General features: G+C 42.8%; 17 protein-coding genes and 1 pseudogene. 10 read left to right on the forward strand and 8 right to left on the reverse strand.

Going from position 1 to position 16,582, the window contains the following annotated elements:
* The first annotated feature begins 2 nt into the window (after nt 1-2).
* Both E4T82_RS01800 and E4T82_RS01805 read left to right on the forward strand, forming a co-directional pair.
* A complete protein-coding gene (locus E4T82_RS01800; protein WP_135181199.1) occupies nt 3-290 on the forward strand; it encodes a hypothetical protein in 288 nt (95 codons plus the stop codon).
* A gap of 1 nt (nt 291) precedes the next feature.
* Nucleotides 292-642 carry a hypothetical protein gene (locus tag E4T82_RS01805; protein WP_135181200.1) on the forward strand — a complete coding sequence of 117 codons (351 nt, stop codon included), beginning with the start codon at nt 292-294 and terminating at the stop codon, nt 640-642.
* A gap of 55 nt (nt 643-697) precedes the next feature.
* On the opposite strand, the gene E4T82_RS01810 is transcribed toward E4T82_RS01805, so the two are convergent.
* Nucleotides 698-892, reverse strand: coding sequence for a transposase (locus E4T82_RS01810; RefSeq protein ID WP_432422579.1), 195 nt, complete (start codon nt 890-892; stop codon nt 698-700).
* Nucleotides 864-1,022: a hypothetical protein gene (locus E4T82_RS12420; RefSeq protein ID WP_167753538.1), complete on the reverse strand. Its 159-nt coding sequence runs from the start codon at nt 1,020-1,022 to the stop codon at nt 864-866. The genes E4T82_RS01810 and E4T82_RS12420 overlap by 29 nt, the downstream gene beginning before the upstream one ends.
* Nucleotides 1,023-1,112: 90 nt before the next feature.
* Here E4T82_RS12420 and E4T82_RS01815 point away from each other — a divergent pair, with 90 nt between their 5' ends.
* Entirely contained in the window at nt 1,113-2,093 is a 981-nt protein-coding gene (locus E4T82_RS01815; protein ID WP_135181201.1) for a polyprenyl synthetase family protein, read from the forward strand.
* A gap of 147 nt (nt 2,094-2,240) precedes the next feature.
* Here E4T82_RS01815 and E4T82_RS13120 read toward each other — a convergent pair.
* A pseudogene (locus E4T82_RS13120) lies at nt 2,241-2,619 on the reverse strand (transposase); the annotation flags it as partial.
* 341 nt (nt 2,620-2,960) lie between these two features.
* Here E4T82_RS13120 and E4T82_RS01825 point away from each other — a divergent pair.
* Genes E4T82_RS01825 through E4T82_RS01855 form a run of 7 tightly spaced genes read left to right on the forward strand, consistent with a single transcriptional unit; the run spans nt 2,961 to nt 9,112 of the window.
* The gene (locus E4T82_RS01825) at nt 2,961-4,790 is read left to right on the forward strand and encodes a BglG family transcription antiterminator (protein WP_135181202.1); all 1,830 of its coding nucleotides are present in this window, start codon (nt 2,961-2,963) and stop codon (nt 4,788-4,790) included.
* A gap of 1 nt (nt 4,791) precedes the next feature.
* Nucleotides 4,792-5,835 (forward strand): aminopeptidase, encoded by a 1,044-nt coding sequence (gene ypdE / locus E4T82_RS01830; RefSeq protein ID WP_135181203.1) that lies wholly within the window; start codon nt 4,792-4,794, stop codon nt 5,833-5,835.
* A 4-nt stretch (nt 5,836-5,839) separates the two neighbouring features.
* Nucleotides 5,840-6,142, forward strand: a complete 303-nt coding sequence (locus tag E4T82_RS01835; RefSeq protein ID WP_075104281.1) for a PTS lactose/cellobiose transporter subunit IIA — start codon at nt 5,840-5,842, stop codon at nt 6,140-6,142.
* A 14-nt stretch (nt 6,143-6,156) separates the two neighbouring features.
* A complete protein-coding gene (locus E4T82_RS01840; RefSeq protein WP_135181204.1) occupies nt 6,157-6,489 on the forward strand; it encodes a PTS sugar transporter subunit IIB in 333 nt (110 codons plus the stop codon).
* A gap of 22 nt (nt 6,490-6,511) precedes the next feature.
* On the forward strand, nt 6,512-7,789 hold the full coding sequence (locus E4T82_RS01845) for a PTS sugar transporter subunit IIC (RefSeq protein WP_135181205.1): 1,278 nt from the start codon (nt 6,512-6,514) through the stop codon (nt 7,787-7,789).
* Nucleotides 7,783-7,917: a M24 family metallopeptidase gene (locus E4T82_RS01850; RefSeq protein ID WP_135181206.1), complete on the forward strand. Its 135-nt coding sequence runs from the start codon at nt 7,783-7,785 to the stop codon at nt 7,915-7,917. The genes E4T82_RS01845 and E4T82_RS01850 overlap by 7 nt, the downstream gene beginning before the upstream one ends.
* A 1-nt stretch (nt 7,918) precedes the next feature.
* Entirely contained in the window at nt 7,919-9,112 is a 1,194-nt protein-coding gene (locus E4T82_RS01855) for a MalY/PatB family protein (protein WP_135181207.1), read from the forward strand.
* Between the two features lie 126 nt (nt 9,113-9,238).
* Here E4T82_RS01855 and cydC read toward each other — a convergent pair whose 3' ends face one another.
* The 5 genes from cydC to E4T82_RS01880 all read right to left on the reverse strand — a co-directional run bounded on the left by cydC (nt 9,239) and on the right by E4T82_RS01880 (nt 16,434).
* Nucleotides 9,239-10,987: a thiol reductant ABC exporter subunit CydC gene (cydC, locus tag E4T82_RS01860; protein WP_135181208.1), complete on the reverse strand. Its 1,749-nt coding sequence runs from the start codon at nt 10,985-10,987 to the stop codon at nt 9,239-9,241.
* Nucleotides 10,980-12,698, reverse strand: a complete 1,719-nt coding sequence (gene cydD / locus E4T82_RS01865; protein ID WP_135181209.1) for a thiol reductant ABC exporter subunit CydD — start codon at nt 12,696-12,698, stop codon at nt 10,980-10,982. The genes cydC and cydD overlap by 8 nt, the downstream gene beginning before the upstream one ends.
* A complete protein-coding gene (cydB, locus tag E4T82_RS01870; RefSeq protein WP_135181210.1) occupies nt 12,688-13,716 on the reverse strand; it encodes a cytochrome d ubiquinol oxidase subunit II in 1,029 nt (342 codons plus the stop codon). The genes cydD and cydB overlap by 11 nt, the downstream gene beginning before the upstream one ends.
* A gap of 1 nt (nt 13,717) precedes the next feature.
* A complete protein-coding gene (locus E4T82_RS01875; RefSeq protein WP_135181211.1) occupies nt 13,718-15,136 on the reverse strand; it encodes a cytochrome ubiquinol oxidase subunit I in 1,419 nt (472 codons plus the stop codon).
* Nucleotides 15,137-15,531: 395 nt separating this feature from the next.
* Complete coding sequence (locus E4T82_RS01880) at nt 15,532-16,434, reverse strand: prenyltransferase (protein WP_135181212.1); 903 nt, start codon at nt 16,432-16,434, stop codon at nt 15,532-15,534.
* Between the last annotated feature and the right edge of the window lie 148 nt (nt 16,435-16,582).

Below are 16,582 nucleotides of genomic sequence, written 5' to 3' on the forward strand. Positions count from 1 at the left end.
TAATGTATTCATTAACTTACTTGGACGAATACTACGCAGAGTTTGAAAAAGAACAGGAACGTACCGCCATTCGCTCGGCTATAAAAATTCAGAAAGGGAATATCCTGATAGAGTATTCACTATCGAGCCAGGCATTAGATGAACTCTCCGAAAAGATGAAGCAGTTTGCATCGGTTGCGGTGGCAGACGATTTAGCAGATGGATTATCTGGAAAGGCTGCTGATGCTGCGAAAAAATTTTTGGAAAATATCGAAAAGCCAGTATTAGATTGTCCTATAAAAGGAGTGTAAGATGAATGAAATCGAGGCATTAGAAGAAGAATATCTGGAGACTTGTCGTCAAGTTGATCAAAAAGAAGATAAGTTGCTGGAACTGCGTTATAAGGCTAGGAATACAACAGATAAGTGGATTGCTTGGCTAGAGCAATTTCATCAAGAACAAACACCATTTTCCGAAAGACAAGCAGCTATGCAGAGCTTAACCTCATCGTTAGAAGAATTTGAGAGAATGCTCAATAGCAAAGAAATTGAGTTGGAAGAATACCGTGAGGAAACAACCAGAGAATATTATCGAAAATTAGAGGCTTTTGAGGAAGCAAAGGACGGTGGAAACCTAGAAACTCTGGAACAAAAAGGATTATGAAAAGCCTTGGAAACAAGGCTTTTTTGGCACTTTGTCAACAGTAGTGGGTGATGTGTTATCCCATACGAGAGAGAATCCAATTGGTTCTCTCTTTTTGTACGTTTAAAGCGATGGGAATTTTGTTTTTGAAGTTTCGGCATCCGAAAGCTTGACGCTTGATGTCTTTAATGAGTTTGTTGGTAGCTTCTAGTTTGACGTTTGAGAATGCTGAGCGATAAAGGCTAGTTTGCGCCCTTGCTTCGTGAATAATGCCCCTCTTTCAGATAATATTTCGACAGACTATAGTAGCAGTCAGTTGGCTGCTTTCCAAACTGAAAAACAGGTATAATGAAACGTTCTAGCAACTGAATCTTGGTCGCTAGACTTTTTGGCTTTTTCATTGCTTATTACTAAAATCCAAACTGCAACACTAGCTATTACAGTCTAAATAATGTAAAATAGAGAGCAGTTAGGAAGCAAGGAGATTTGAAATGGCATCGTATTGGAGTCGCTATCCAGTGTTGGGAGAACAGCTTGACAGCGTAAGGGCCTTAATTGAGCGGAAAATGCATATCCGCAACAAGAGCATCGAGCAGGCAGTTGTGGCCTTAAATAGTGCAGGTGGAAAGTATTTGCGTCCAGCTTTTTTCTTTTTATTTGAAGCCTTTGGCGATGCGGTGAGGTTGGACAAGGAACAGTTGGTGACAGCGGCTGCTTCGTTAGAGGTCTTGCATTTGGCAACCTTGATCCACGATGATGTCATTGATGACTCGCCGCTACGGCGAGGGCAGGTAACTGTTCAAAGTCGTTTTGGCAAAGATGTTGCGGTTTACACAGGAGATTTACTGTTTACCATCTTTTTTGAATTGCTCCTAGAGTCCATGTCTGGCTCTCCTTATATGAATGTAAATGCCAAGACAATGAAGAAGATTTTGATGGGCGAGTTGGACCAGATGTCAGCCTATTACAGACAAGACCAGACAGTTCGTGCTTATTTACGGGCTGTTGCAGGAAAAACAGCTGCCTTGTTTAAATTAGCTAGTCGGGAGGGTGCGTATTTTGGCGGATCAGACCCAGAAACGATTCGACTGGCAGGTCATATAGGCTTTTATATCGGAATGGCTTTTCAAATGATTGATGACCTGTTGGACTATACTGAAGATAGTGAGACGTTAAATAAGCCTGTTTTAGAAGATATTGGGCAAGGGATTTATAATTTACCACTCATCTGTGCCCTTCAAAAAAATCCTGTAGCCTTTCGTCCCTATCTTGATAAAAAGCAGGCAATGACAGCAACAGATGTCCAAGCAGTGGTGGCCTTGATGAAAAACGAAGGTGGGCTAGAAGAGGCGAGGCAGTTAGCCACTCGCTTCACCCAGAAAGCTGTAGCCGCCATTCAGCAATTACCTGCCCATCCATCAAAAGTAATCTTGCTGGAGATAACCGAGCGCTTGATCAAAAGAAGTTGTTAGGATAAGGAGTCTGAGCCAAAAGAGTTCTCAGCCACAAAAAGCTAGCGCTTCCCAATGGCGGAACTCTAGCTTTTTAATGTTGAGTCGTTTTCTTAATGTATTAGTCGTTTAGTTTACTTTTAGTACTCGCTCCAATAGTCTGGGAGACTATTGGAAGTTGGAAATAAGGAAACGAAGTTTCCTCGGTCCCCGAAGTAATAAAAGATGAACTAAATGAGTATATTTTAGGAGATTATTGGCCAAGAGCACGAATCCCATGTCAATTGTCACCTGACGCTTTGCCTATTAGGTTCCGTCTCTTGTAACCCAAACAAGCCTTTATCTGCCCAAAGACAGGTTCCACATCAATCTTACGTTGAGCGAAAATCTGTCTACCTTAGGGAGCTAAAAGCGCTTGACATTTTTAAGCTTTTAAGTGTTGCTAGTGTTCGTTGATATAAAGTCCTTTTTGAGGGGCTGATTCAGGTTCATCAGCGTAGTCAACCTTGATTTCCTGTTGAAAGTCCGTCTGTGTTTTATGATGTTTGAAGAAAAATAGAGCCACATTTGATGATTTAATCCATCTCTTTTCTTGATATTTGGATGAACTATTAGAGATAGTTCTGTTAATTTATCAGATTGATAGCCTAAAATCCCGGCTTGTCTTACTTGGCAAGCTGGGATTTTGATGTTCTATAGGTATACAATTTTCAATCATATTTTCAGCGATATGACATGGAACAATAAAAGCGAGTTCTTTTCTTGCGCTGTTTTTATAAGAATCAGTTACTTTTTTCCAGGTCAAAAGGAAAATTTACATCTTTTGTATTTGGAAAAATAAGAATATAATAATGATAGAAGATGTAAGCGTTTTAAAAGGAGAGGGATATGAGAAGTGACTTAGTTTTATCTACTTTATTGGACAATGACTATACTCCTGAGCAGACCCTTGCCGAATCTCTCAAGGTTTCTAGGCGAACCATCCAAAATGATATTAAGCAATTAAATGAGCTTGATTCTGGATTTATCATTGAAAAGTATAAATCAGGCTATCGTCTTTCGATTACGGATTCTGCACTATTCCAACCATATTTTGAAAGCCTGCAGTTTGATGTGGTGGACAGTCAGGAGATGCGTTTGGATAAAATCGGCTTTTTGCTGCTAGTCTATCCAGATTACATTACGATTCAATTTTTGGCAAATGAACTGTGTAGTAGTAGCAGTCAGATTAAAAAGGATCTAAAAAAACTAGAGCAGCTATTCAAGGAACAAGGACTTGTTCTAGAGAGAAAAGCCCATTATGGCATTCGAGTCAGGGCATCTTTAGCAGAAAAAATTGCTTGGTTATTGCAGCATGTCAGCTATCGAGGATTTATCACAGAGTATATCACAGACAGCCAACAATCTCAGCTTAGTAGTCTGTTATCAGATTGGTTTCAATCCTGCGCGTATATCCCAGATATTGCAGAGATTCATATTGCAGAGCAGGAATTGGCTCTGTTATTGTGCATGGAGATGGTATCAGGCTCCCTCGGCTTAGAAGAGCTGGACTCGGTTTTAGACAAGGATTTAGAGACTATTAAGCACTTGGTTTCTAAAGATAAGCGTCAATTTTTGGAAAATAGTTTATCTATTCGGACCAGACAACAGCAAGACACTAGATCCCTGTCCTTGAAAAAGAGGATTGGCGAGTATTTTCAAACTTTTGATACAGTCCATCAGACCGAATGTTCAAGCGATGATGAGTTTTTAAATGTGGTGTGCTTGCATATTGCAGCGTTGATTGAACGATCGCGGAAGGGAATTGTCAGTGTTAATCCGTACGCCAGTCATATTAGTAAGAACTATCCTGTTATCTATAATGCGGCTTTGAAATTTTCTAGGTGGCTGGAAGAAATCTATCAGATTACCATTACATCTGATGAGATTGCCTATCTGGCAACACACATGCTGGTCCCTTATCAGAAAAGTAGGCAAAAGCGTTTGGAGCAGCAGTATCGGATAGGTGTTATTTGCTCTTCGGGCGGTGGCATTGCCCAACTAGTTCATTTGAAACTGAGACGTATTTTTCCAAATGCGATGATTCAGACTTTCTCTTTACTTGAAAAACAAGCAATTCAGCAGTTTCAGCCGGATTTGGTCTTTTCCATAACAGATATAGATTGCGCCTTACCATGTCCAGTGATTCACTTAGATGAAATTCAGGAGAATTTAGATGATATGTCGATGGCCAGCTACATTGATTCCTTTCAAGGGTCTAGGTCTCGTTCTATGGAAGATTTGTTTCTTGAGTGGCTCTCACCAACCTTTTTTACAATAAGAGGAAAAGAGGAGTATCGAGAGATTTTAGCTGATTTAGCGAGTCAGCTAGAAGTCGATAATCAACAGACAGGCTATATGCGCTCTCTCTTAGAGAGAGAAGATTATCTATCTACCATCTATGCTCACGGAATAGCGATACCGCATCCTATGGAGATGAGGGGAAAGGAGAATATTATTTCGGTTTGTTTGTTACCACGTGGTGTGCAGACAGAAGGCATTCATCCTAAAATTATCTTTATGGTGTCACTGAAAGAAGGAGAAGTTGAAAAACATCAAATCATTTCGCAGGTACTTAGTAAGTTAATGGAGAAGCCATTGGGTATTGAGGCCCTGCTCAAGACGGAAAATTATCAAGAATTTCGTTATCAGTTAAAACATATATTGGAGGGAAAATAAGATGAGTATTGAATTGTTGGAGGCTTTATCGAATGCAGATGGTATTGCTAGTAACGAAACAGAAGTTCGGCAAGTGTTGTGTCAGGAGTTGGACTCGTTGCCTTTTTTAAAATGCTATGATGGTCTAGGAAGTCTGATTTTCACCAAAGTAGGTCAGGATCCGAGCAAGAGTATTATGATTTGTGGGCACTTAGATGAAGTAGGTTTCATGGTACGAACCATTAGCGAGACCGGCCTTATTTCCTTGATGGTGGTAGGAGGTGTGAAACCCTTAGCTCAGCATTTTCAAAAGGTACGGATTACGACATTTGATGGCCAAAAGATTGTAGGTTTTATTTCGGGGGGCTACCGTGACGGTGTAACAGAGGAATTGATATGTGATATCGGTGCCTCTTCTGATGAAGAAGTAGCGGATTTAGGTATTGAGGTAGGCAATATGGTCTGTTTTGATAGTGCATTTGAGCATCTAGCTCCTCAGTCCATGTATATGGGAAAAGCCTTGGATAACCGTTTGGCCTGCTATATTATGGCTGAATTGATGAAAGATATTGCAGACAAGGACCTACCAATCACGATTCATTTTGCCTTTACTAGTAGTGAAGAAGTTGGAATCAGGGGGGCTAAGACGAGTGCCCAACTGGTCAATCCAGATAGTGTTTTTGTCATCGATGTAGCGACTTACAGTGATTCGACAACCAGAAATCATTTGAATCAGCGACAGGTGGGCAAGGGACCTATTTTAACACATTTTGATCGCACCTTGGCTCCAAATATACAGATGATTCGATTTGTGAAAGAAATTGCGAGTCAGTATCAGATTCCCTTGCAGTTAGATATGTTTTCATCTGGGGGCACAGATGGTGGCCAGGCCCATCTTGTTCATGAAGGAAAACCGACAGTAGTGACGATTGTTCCTGTTCGGCATGGGCACTGTCCGTATTCCTTGGTAAGCAGCAAAGATATTTGCCAGATGATTGACTTATATCGGGGTATGATGATGAACTGTTCAACAGCAGTTTGTGAGCAATTTAAGTCGTTTAAGTAGGAGTATGAAAATGGAAGAAATGGATATTGTAAAGATGATTGCCATCTCAGGCGATAGTAAAGCCAAGGCATTTGAAGCCTTGAAATGCCTTAAAGATAAGGATATTGCACGGGCAAAAGAGTTGATTAAAGAATCTAGGCAACTAGATTTAGAAGCACATAATCTTCAAACAAATCTAATTAGCAAGGCGTTAATGGGAGAGGAGGATACAAAGGTGACGTTATTAATGGTCCACGCACAAGATCATTACATGACTAGCCAGCTCGCCAGAGATTTGATTGAAGCAATGATTGCTATTTACGAATAAAAAGGAGTACGAAGATGAAAATTTTATTATGTTGTGCAGGCGGTTTTTCAACCAATATGCTGATGCAAAATATGCGAAAAGTTGTGCAAAAGAGTGAGGTATTGAACGATGAGGACTTTGACTTTACGGCCATTCCTGCAGATGCCTTGGAACAAGAAATTGATGGCTGGGATATTGTCTTGGTCGGACCACAAATTGCCCATAAAATTGATTATATCAAATCTATACTAGAACCAAAGGGCCTTCCTTATGCTGTCATTGATAAAGACGTCTATGGTCAAATGGATGGAGCAACTGTCTTAAAATTGGCACTTGTCACACATCGGAAACACACATTGAAGTCATAAAAGAGGGAAAGGATCCGTCGTTATGTTTGAAAAATTTGAAGCGTTTATGAATCGCTTTTTTCTCCCCCTAGCACGCAAAGTAGATAACCAGCGGCATTTGAGTGCGATTAAGGCAGGAATGGTTGCTATGACTCCCTTTACTATTCTAGGAAGTTTCTTTGCTATATTGCCTGCCTTACCTAATATGCTAGGAGAAGAAAACGCTGTTAGTCAATTTATACTAGGAAATGCAGAATTGTTTGATTTACCTGTTACGCTTTCAATCGGGTTAATCGGGCTCTATTCTAGTATGGCCATTTCCTTTAATTTGGCAAATTACTACAAGCTCTATATTCCTGGAGCGGTCACTCAGGCTGTCTTTGCTTTCCTCTTTTTAACCATTCAGTTTACAGAAGATGGTGGCGTTAGTCTATCAAATTTAGGAGCGAAGGGGTTGTTTACTTCGATGATTGCTTCTATAGTAACTGTTGAGCTCTACCAGTTCTGCAAGAAGAGAAATTTGACTATTCGCATGCCAGAGGGCGTTCCTGATTTTGTGTCTAGATCTTTTGAGTTAATTCCAGTTACCCTGATTGTTGGTGGCACCTTTATTCTGACACGTTTTGCGTTATTATCAACCGTTGGTGAACTTCCTCCGACCATTTTAACCCGTTTCCTTCAACCTTTAGTTGGTTCAATGGACAATCCATGGTCTGTTTTAGCATTGAATTTCTGTATTTGTACCATTTTCTTCTTTGGTATTCACTCATCTGTATTCAGCCCTATTACGCGCCCGATTATGGTAGTGTTTATCGCTGAAAATATTGCAGCCTACCAAGCAGGTCAGCCATTGCCTCATTTCTATACGGCAGGAGCCTCTAGTGCCTTTTTTGGGTTTACAGGTTGCGGTATTTCCATCGGCTGTGTCATTGCTTGTATGCTATCAAAAAGCCAGCGTTATCGTCAAATTGGTCGTGTATCGCTCTTTCCAGCCTTATTCGGAATTAACGAGCCAATCTTGTTTGGGGCACCGATTATTTTAAATCCTGTCATGTTTATACCGCATGTATTTGGAGGAGCTATTATTGGGACCTTACCAATGTTTTTGATGCATTGGGGATTGGTGGACAAGCCAATTTTTGATCCTCCATATGTGGGTGTCTTTTTGGAAGGATTTTTGACAAATGGAGATTGGCGCTCAATTGTGGCCAATGTCATCCAACTCGTATTAACCGTCGCGCTTTATTGGCCATTCTTTAAGGTAATGGAAAAACAAGAGTTAGAGGCTGAGCAACGAGTGCAAGCAGAAAAGGAATGGTGATGACCTGTGAGCCTGGGATCTATATACCTGATATCGGTGGTGTTCGAATTGAAGATGTAGTCATGATTCAAGGAGGAGTTGGGAAGCAGCTAACACTTTCTAAAAAAGAGTTAATAGAAGTTGGTTGATATGGTATATGACTTTGATAAACGAATAGATCGTCGTTTGGGAAATTCTAGGAAATGGAATCCCCAACAAATTGCCATGAAGTTTGGCTTGGGAGAAGGAGTCATTCCGCTTGATTTAGCAGATATGGATGTTGCTGTTGCTGAGCCAATTTGTCAGGCCTTGGTCGAACGAGCCATGGTTGTAGACTATAGTTATACCTTTGTGCCAGATGAATTTTACAGGGCTGTTATTGGTTGGAATCAGAGACGGTTTCAACATATGATTGAAAAGGATTGGATTAAACTGACTTTTGGGACCGTCTCAACGCTTCATTATCTTGTACAGGCTTTTAGTAGGGAAGGTGAAGCTGTCATGATCAATACGCCAGCCTATGCTCCCTTTGCAGAAGCTATCATCCATAATGGTCGAAAATTGCTGATGAGTTCTTTGATGAACAAGGAGAATCGCTATTATTTTGATTTGGAGGATATGGAATGCAAGTTCCAGACAGAAGATGTAAAATTATATATCTTATGCAGTCCTCAAAATCCTTCCGGACGTGTTTGGACAAAGGAAGAACTCTCTCAAGTGGCAGAACTCTGTATCAGATACAATGTTTTACTGGTCTGCGATGAGATTCACCGAGATATTCTGTTTGACCCTACATCTTTTACGACCATTGCGAATGCGCATCCTGACATTATGGAGCATTGTATTCTCTGTCTGTCTCCCAATAAGGCCTTTAATCTTGGTGGATTGAAAACTTCCTATGTTGTCATTCAGAACCCCGTTATTCGCCAGCGCTTTTATCAACAGCTAGAAGCAAATTCAATTACGTCGCCACATGTTTTTGCAGTACCAGCTATCATTGCTGCCTATACCCAGTGCGAAGATTGGTTGGATCAGCTGACGGACTATATTCAGGAAAATATGCGCTTACTTCATGAGTGTTTGGAAGAGATTCCAGAAGCAGTGATTATGCCAGCAGAATCGTCCTTTTTAGCTTGGATTAATGTCAGACAACTTTTTCAGAATGAAGCAGAAATGACCGCCTTTTTTAAGGAAGCCAACTTAACCATGGTCCCTGGTAGTTACTTTGTGAAAGATGGTGAGGGATTTGTCCGTCTGTGTGTTGCTCTGCCGAGAGATTTATGGCTGACGGTACTAGCAAGATTGAAAAATACGTATGTAAAATACAAAGCAAGGGGCTTATAAGAATCTATCACAATATCCGAGAGAGGTTTGATGATAGAAGACATTTGTGACCGCCTTTGTTCTCACATGGATGTTTGGTTACAAAAAGGAAGACACATTATAAAAAGGAGCTAGTTGCTCCTTTTCTTATATTTCCCCGTCATCGACCGCCTTGAGGTGGCGGAAGCGGGGGCTGGTTTCGGCTAGGAAAGCAGGGCTACCTGCCATTGCAAGGGTACCATTTTCAAGGAAGATGACCTGATCGGCGTATTCAATTCCTTTTAAATGGTGGGTGATCCAAATCACTGTTTTCCCTCTTAACTCTTCCATAAAGGTAGTTAAGAGTTGTTTTTCGGTAATCGGATCCAAGCCAACAGTCGGCTCATCGAGAATGACAATAGGAGTGTCTTTCAAGAGAATACGGGCAAGGGCTATTCGATGGCGTTCTCCTCCTGAAAAACGTAGTCCAGCTTCGTCTACCATGGTATCAAGTCCTTGTGGTAGTGCCTCCACCATTTCTTTTAAGCCCACACGGTCCAGAACCTGCCAGACTTGGTCCAAGCTAGCTGTTTCATTTCCGAGGCGGATATTGTTGAGCAGGCTGGTACGAAAGAGATAGGGAGCTTGTTGGATAACGCCGATATAAGCTGGAATGCTTTCACCAAGTGCTGTTACTGGCACACCTCCTAAGAGAATCCGTCCAGCGCTAGGTGTCAAATCTCCCCGCAACAAGGTCGCGAGGGTACTTTTTCCAGAACCGCTTCGACCGAGAATGGCCAGTTTTTGCCCCTGAGGAATGGTTAAGTCTAGCTGGTCTAGCACAAGCTTTTGCTCATTGGGATAGGAAAAGCTGAGAGCTTCAATATCGATATGATAGGGAGCTTGAGCTTGTGTCTCAGCTACCATTTCAGAACGTAAGTCAGGGAGGGCATTGAGGCGTTCAATCGAATCCGCATAGCTATTGGTTTCTTGACTAGCTGTTGAGAGTCCAGCAAAGGCATCAACAATGGGCAGAAGCGAGAGTACAAAGGCTGCTACCCAGTTGGCTTCTCCGCCATGATTGCCAGTAAAACGCCCACTAGCCCAGATAAAGGTAACCAGAATTAAGAAACCATAAGTTACTTCAAAGAGAAGGGAACGTTTATTCTGAAAGGCCTTCATTTTGGCTTGGACAGCCAAGAGGTGGTCTTGAGATGCTTCATGGAGGGTGACATATTCCTGCCCTCTCTGGCTGAAGATCCAATCGGAAATTCCCAAGACATTGTCTGTCAACTCTGTATAGAGACCATTTTTTAAGGTCTTTTCTTTTTGCTGTCGCGCTCCATTGACTAGAACAGATACGAGGGGAAAGACAAGGAGGAGAATGAGCAAGTAAAGGAGGATAAACAAGGTAAACCACCGTGAAAAGAAGCCGAGGGCGACTACGATAAAGACATAGAGAGTCCAAACGATAACGGTTGGAAAAATGGTTCGCAGATACAGATTTTGCAGGTGGTTAATGTCCTCTGCCAAGAGCCCGATTACATCTCCCAAGCGAAAATCACGCTTGATAAAAATAGCATCTTGTTCCAAGGTCTGATAGAGTTTGAGGCGGAGTTTGGAGGTCATTTTGAGAACCCAGTTATGACTGGTTAATCGTTCCAAATAGCGAAAGACTGGGCGAGCAATTCCAAAGGTCCGTGTGAGGACGATAGGAATGTAAACTAAAAGAATGTTGGTCGGCAGAGAGGCTGACTTGCTGATTAGAAAACCTGAAATAAACATCAAGGCACCTGCACTGAAGAAGGTTAAACCTCCAAGAAAGAGGGCAGTTGCTAGAGCCAGCTTGTATTGTTTGAAAAATGGTTTGACCCAGTTGTCCTCTCTCATGACACGAAATAAAGGAATTTTAGTCATGGTTTCCTCCCATTGCAGTTTTTAGGTGATAGAGCTTGCCTTTTTGAGCTAACAGTTCTTCGTAGCTCCCCATTTCCACGATTCGCCCTTGATCAAGCACCAAGATATAGTCCATTTGGTGGAGCCAGTGGAGGCGGTGGGTGGCAAGAAGAACCAAGCGGTTGTCCATTAAGGGGAGCATTTTTTCCTTGAGTTCTAACTCGGTTTCAATATCCAGATGAGCAGTTGGTTCATCTAGTAAGAGAATGCGACGCTCTGTATCGAGAAAGGCACGCGCAAGGGCAATCCGCTGCGCTTGCCCTCCACTAAGGAGACGCGCTCCATTGCCAATGCGGGTGTCAAGCCCCTCTGGTAAGTTAGCGACCAGCTCCCCTAGTCCCACCACTGAGATAGCCTCTCTCACCTCCTCATCGCTGGCAGTTGGTGTATAAAAGGTAATATTCTCCCGTAGGCTCATTTCAAAGACATAGGGATTTTGAGGAATATAGATCAGTTGCTTGCGCCAATCCTCTTGATCGAGGTTGGACATTGGCACATCGTCAATCCGAATCTTCCCTTCTCTAGGCTCTAAAAATCCGCCCAAGAGATTGATAAGACTTGATTTTCCTGAGCCACTCATTCCGATGATACCAATCTTTTGGTAGCCAGAGAGAGTGAGTGAGGTGCCGTCAAAAAGTGTTTTCTCCTCATAGGCTATGGATATGTTTTCTAGTTCCAAACGGCTGTCTGTATTCCAAGTTGCAATGGTGACCTGCTCTTTACGGATATTAGGTGTATTCAAGATGCGCTGGATGCTTTGGAGGGCATTTTTACCGTCCAAGGTTGCATGATAGTCGCTTGAGAAATCACGTACAGGTAGGAAATACTCAGGTGCCAAAATCAGAATGGTCAGGGCAGGAAAGAGTAAGAGCTGCCCATTGATGAGGCGAAGTCCTAAGAGAACCGCAACAACCGCAATCGATAGGGTAGTAAAGAAGTCGAGCGCAAAGGTCGATAAAATTCCAATCCGTAAGGCACTCATGGTCGCCTTACGAAACTGTTCGCTGGTCTTGTAAATCGTTTGAGCGTAGGACTTACTGCGACCGAAGAACTTCAAGGTATCAAGACCACGTAATGTATCCAAAAAGTGATTGGAGAGTAGTTGATACTGCGCATATTGGCGGTCTGCCCGTGCCTGCGCAGCATAGCCCAAGATAATCATAAAGACGATGATAATGGGAAAGACGATGAGCAGTACCAAGCCTGATTCCCAGTCCAAATAAAAGATAAAGAGGAGAATTATCCACGGAATGATACTCATATTCATCATTTTATTCAAGATAAGGTGCAGGTAATTTTCCACCAAGGAGATACCGTCAAGAGTCATAGTAATCACATTTCCAGACCCTTCCTTTTGGACGATATGGGGGCCAAGTTCAAAGAGTTTGCGCAGGAGTTGCTTCCGCAGGAGACTTGCCTGCTGGCTTGAAAAGCAATCGAGGCGCTGATCTTTGAGATAGTTGATAGCATGGCGTCCCAGATAGCAGATGAAAAAACAAGCAGCAGGTAGAAGTTGACTCTGTAAGGGATTGCCCTCCCAGACACCGGTAATGGCCTGACTGAGTCCTGTGGCCTGTCCGATAATAAAGATTGCTTGTAGGACGTCTAATCCTGCAAGCAATCCTAGTAGTTTATGAACACCAGACAAGCGCATGATAGCTTTATCCAGCATGATGTTCCTCCGATCCGATGACTGGTAATGTAATCCGCTTTCTAAAGATATAGTAGGTCCACGCAGTGTAGGCTAGGACAAATGGTACTAAGGTCAAGGCTACAATGGACATGACACCAAGTGTGTAAGGGGATGAGGAAGCGGATTCGATGAGCAGGTCATATTGAGAGCTAATCGAGCTAATCATCACGCGTGGGAAGAGACCTTGGAATAGAAGGGCAACGACTGCTACCAAAGAGAGACCGCTGGCAAGAAAGGCAGTCATTTCCGCTTTCTTGATAACAGACAGATGAGCGACAGCTGTGAGGACGACAATCGTGACCACCAAGGCCAAGGTTGGCACAAGGTGGAGTTCAAAGAAGTCTGTTTTGAAGAAAAGTAGAACTGCAAAAGCTACCAAGCCCAGATAAAGAATCAGATAGAGGGTTTGAGCATAGTGACGGGCACGTTTTCGGACGATACCGTCTGTTTTTAGACTGATGTAGTTCAACCCATGCAGATAGGTTAGCAGTACCATGGCTACCCCACCAACCAGTGAAAAGAGGTTGAAGTAGTCGCTAAATCGGGCAGACATATTGCCATGTTCATCGATTGGCATGCCCTGCACCAAGCTGATGAACATGATTCCGAAGAAGAATGGCACGATGAAAGATCCGATTGCCAAGGTCCAGTTCCAGCGTTGCTTTTCATGACTAGGCACTTTGTGGCGGAATTCAAAGGAAACACCACGGATAATCAAACCGACCAAGATGAGCAATAAGATAAGATAGTAGCCACTAAATAAAGAAGCGTACCAGTAAGGGAAGGAGGCAAACATGGCACCTCCTGCGGTCAAGAGCCAGACTTCATTTCCGTCCCAAACAGGACCAATGGTTTCGACAATCTGATCTTTTTCTAACTCGTTTTTTGCCAGCGACTGAACTGCCATTCCTACTCCGAAGTCAAAGCCTTCAAGGAAGAAGAAGCCAGAAAAGAGTAGGCCGATGAGAAAGAACCATAATAGTTGTAAGTTACTCATGTTAGAATACCTCCTTGTTCAATGCGTCAACAGAAGCATAGCTCAGTCCTCCATGTTGGTACTCAGGTCCGTGCTGTAATTCACGGATAATGAGTTTTACCATGGTAATGGCGAGAGCGGTAAATAAGACAAAGTAGACAATGTTTGAAATCGTCAAGGACGCAACAGATACGTTTGGCGACACACTTTGCTCAATCGTAAAGAGACCATAAACAGTCCAAGGATAACGTCCTTGCTCTGCGATAATCCAACCGAAGGTATTGGCAAAGAAAGGGGCAAAGGTCGTGAGAGCAAGGAGCCAAAGCATCCATTTTTTATCGTAGAGGACTGGTTTTTTCTTGCGAGTCCAAAAGAGTCCTAGGGCTGAAACAAGGAGCATCAAGGTCCCAAAACCAGCCATGATACGGAAGCCGTAAAAGAGGAGGTTCACCATTGGGAAGTAGTTTTGATCCCCGTACTGGGCAATCAATTCTTCGTTGGCGGTGTCCATTCCTTTGACAGCACCTGATAGCTTATGATAGGACAAGACACTGAGCATATAAGGAATTTTGATACCGAACACTTGCTTGTGTTTGGCTTCGTCAGCCCACGCCACAACAGTCCAGGCAGCCGGGTCTCCAGAGTCTTCATAGTCCCCCTCCATGGCTGCAAATTTCATAGGTTGATCCTCGATGAGTGCCTGCATTTGCGCGTCTCCCGCCCCAAGAACAGAAATGGAGCCGATTAGGGAGATGATGAGGCCGATACGGATTGATTTTTTATAGAGGGCTTGGGTGGTTTCTGTCAGACTCTCTTTTTTCAAGAGACGGAAGGCAGACATGCCAGCAATCAAAATCCCACCCATGGTAATAGCACCGGTAATGACGTGGCTGTATTCATAGATGAATTGCGGATTGGTAATCAAGGCACCAAAGTCGGTCATCTGGGCGCGCCCATTGACGATCTCGTAGCCAACTGGATGTTGCATGAAGCTGTTGGCAATTAAAATCCACATAGCAGACATCAAAGAACCAAATACGACCAGCCAGATAAAGGCAGCGTGGAGTTTCTTGCTGATTTTTTTGTTTTCCCAAGTAAACATCCAAAGTCCCAAGAAGGTGGATTCCATAAAGAAAGCAAAGAGAGCTTCAACTGCTAGAGGAGCTCCGAAGATGTCTCCAACAAAGCGGGAGTAATCAGACCAGTTCATTCCGAATTGGAATTCTTGGATAATCCCTGTTACCACACCGACAGCAAAACTAAGGAGCATGATGTTGCCCCAGAATTTGGTTAATTTTTTATACTCTTCCTTGTTGGTTACCACATAGCAGGTCTCCATAATGGCTACAACTAAAGCGGTTCCGATACTAAATGGAACAAAGAAGAAGTGAAAGATAGTGGTCATCGCGAATTGCAGACGAGCCAGCGTTTCAATGGTCATAATATCCTCCGTTTCAGGAACTGAATAGACTATCCAGTTCCTCTCCTAAAATTTCTTTATCCCTTATATCATAACATGTTTATCAAATAAATGGTAGTAGCTAAAGGGATGATGGCATGACGTACGCATGAAGAAAAAAGTAACCCTATTTTTTCTGAAAAGAGTGAGTATGTTCTGAAAAACAGAAAATATTCGTTGTGTTTTCTAGAAAACATAACTTTCCGAATGTTTCTTTTTATCAAAAAGAGATTTTTTACAGTTTGGTCTTAGGAAAAAGAGTTGAACTGTGTGACACGGATAATAATTTGCGATTTTCATTGTTTTTTCAACAATTGATTTTCTTCATGCGTTTGTCCTGGGGATGATGGTGCGGAAATTTTGCCTTGCCATTCGGGCTACCGTAGTACAATGCCAAGGGCATAGGTGAGCACATGAAAGGTTGACCCCAGAGCCAAAATTTTGATAGCACATGGAAAGGTTTCGGACTTGACTTGTTTTTGCCATAGGCGCCTCGTCTGCTTGGTGATAAAGGGGAGTAGGAGCAGGCTGAGGAGACAGGTCAGCGGAGCGATTCCGATCCAGACTTGCCAAGCAATAGCCAGCAGTGCTAGACCATTTGCCGTAGCAAACAGGTAGAGTCCGCCTTTGATTCCGATATAGTGAACCAGGGTATAGCGATGATTGCGTTCATCTTCTTCCTTGTCGCAGAGATTATTAGCCAGCATAAGATTGGCAATCCAGAGGGTATTGGGAAGTGCGATGAGGAAAATCTGGGCAAGGGTCAAGAGATTCCAGTCAAAGTGCGGGGCGATATTGAGGTAGACACAGATGAGACTAATCATAAATCCCATGGTGAATCCTGAGCAGACCTCTCCCACAGGCAGACTGGATAAGGGCTTGGGACCTGATGAATAAAAGATGCCAACAGCGTAGCAAAATCCTCCCATAAGGAGTAAGGGCCAGCCCACAAACCATGCAAGAATCAGTCCAAGGGCAAGGGATAAGGTAAAAAGAACCAGCATCAGACGCCTAATGGTAGGGAGGGAGAGATTTTCCCGCCCGATGATATTGGTTTTGGTCTGATAGTCTAGGTCCACGGCATGCTGATAGTCCTTGTAATTGTCCCAGACATCGACAAACATATTGAAGAGGAGCATGGCGATAAAGTAGGCTCCGACAGCAAGAGGGTGTATCGCTCCATAGACATAGTAGCTAAAACAAATCCCAATCAAAAAGGGGAGGATGCTTGCGGTCTTGGCTTTTATTTCCACCAGTTCCAAAAAAATAGGGAGGGACATGATTTCCACCTTTCTATCATATTCTATAGCCCTACCATTATAGAGGAAAAAGGGGGAAATTGGAAATAATTGGGATTGAAAAGTGGGGCTATTAGAGACGTATTTCTCATTCTCTGAATTTTTAAGTGTTTTTTGCTATACTAGAGAT

It is taken from the genome of Streptococcus cuniculi, from assembly GCF_004570575.1.
In the GTDB taxonomy this organism is placed as follows: Bacteria; Bacillota; Bacilli; order Lactobacillales; family Streptococcaceae; genus Streptococcus; species Streptococcus cuniculi_A.

Excerpts from the sequence above, each read along its gene's own strand:
- cydD (WP_135181209.1), bottom strand. The coding sequence starts at position 12,698 with ATGCTGGATAAAGCTATCATGCGCTTGTCTGGTGTTCATAAACTACTA.
- ypdE (WP_135181203.1), top strand. The coding sequence starts at position 4,792 with ATGAGTATTGAATTGTTGGAGGCTTTATCGAATGCAGATGGTATTGCT.
- cydB (WP_135181210.1), bottom strand. The coding sequence starts at position 13,716 with ATGAGTAACTTACAACTATTATGGTTCTTTCTCATCGGCCTACTCTTT.
- E4T82_RS01850 (WP_135181206.1), top strand. The coding sequence starts at position 7,783 with ATGGTGATGACCTGTGAGCCTGGGATCTATATACCTGATATCGGTGGT.
- E4T82_RS01840 (WP_135181204.1), top strand. The coding sequence starts at position 6,157 with ATGAAAATTTTATTATGTTGTGCAGGCGGTTTTTCAACCAATATGCTG.
- E4T82_RS01875 (WP_135181211.1), bottom strand. The coding sequence starts at position 15,136 with ATGACCATTGAAACGCTGGCTCGTCTGCAATTCGCGATGACCACTATC.
- E4T82_RS01815 (WP_135181201.1), top strand. The coding sequence starts at position 1,113 with ATGGCATCGTATTGGAGTCGCTATCCAGTGTTGGGAGAACAGCTTGAC.
- E4T82_RS01800 (WP_135181199.1), top strand. The coding sequence starts at position 3 with ATGTATTCATTAACTTACTTGGACGAATACTACGCAGAGTTTGAAAAA.
- cydC (WP_135181208.1), bottom strand. The coding sequence starts at position 10,987 with ATGACTAAAATTCCTTTATTTCGTGTCATGAGAGAGGACAACTGGGTC.
- E4T82_RS01880 (WP_135181212.1), bottom strand. The coding sequence starts at position 16,434 with ATGTCCCTCCCTATTTTTTTGGAACTGGTGGAAATAAAAGCCAAGACC.
- E4T82_RS01825 (WP_135181202.1), top strand. The coding sequence starts at position 2,961 with ATGAGAAGTGACTTAGTTTTATCTACTTTATTGGACAATGACTATACT.
- E4T82_RS01835 (WP_075104281.1), top strand. The coding sequence starts at position 5,840 with ATGAAAATGGAAGAAATGGATATTGTAAAGATGATTGCCATCTCAGGC.
- E4T82_RS01805 (WP_135181200.1), top strand. The coding sequence starts at position 292 with ATGAATGAAATCGAGGCATTAGAAGAAGAATATCTGGAGACTTGTCGT.
- E4T82_RS01855 (WP_135181207.1), top strand. The coding sequence starts at position 7,919 with ATGGTATATGACTTTGATAAACGAATAGATCGTCGTTTGGGAAATTCT.
- E4T82_RS01845 (WP_135181205.1), top strand. The coding sequence starts at position 6,512 with ATGTTTGAAAAATTTGAAGCGTTTATGAATCGCTTTTTTCTCCCCCTA.
- E4T82_RS12420 (WP_167753538.1), bottom strand. The coding sequence starts at position 1,022 with ATGAAAAAGCCAAAAAGTCTAGCGACCAAGATTCAGTTGCTAGAACGT.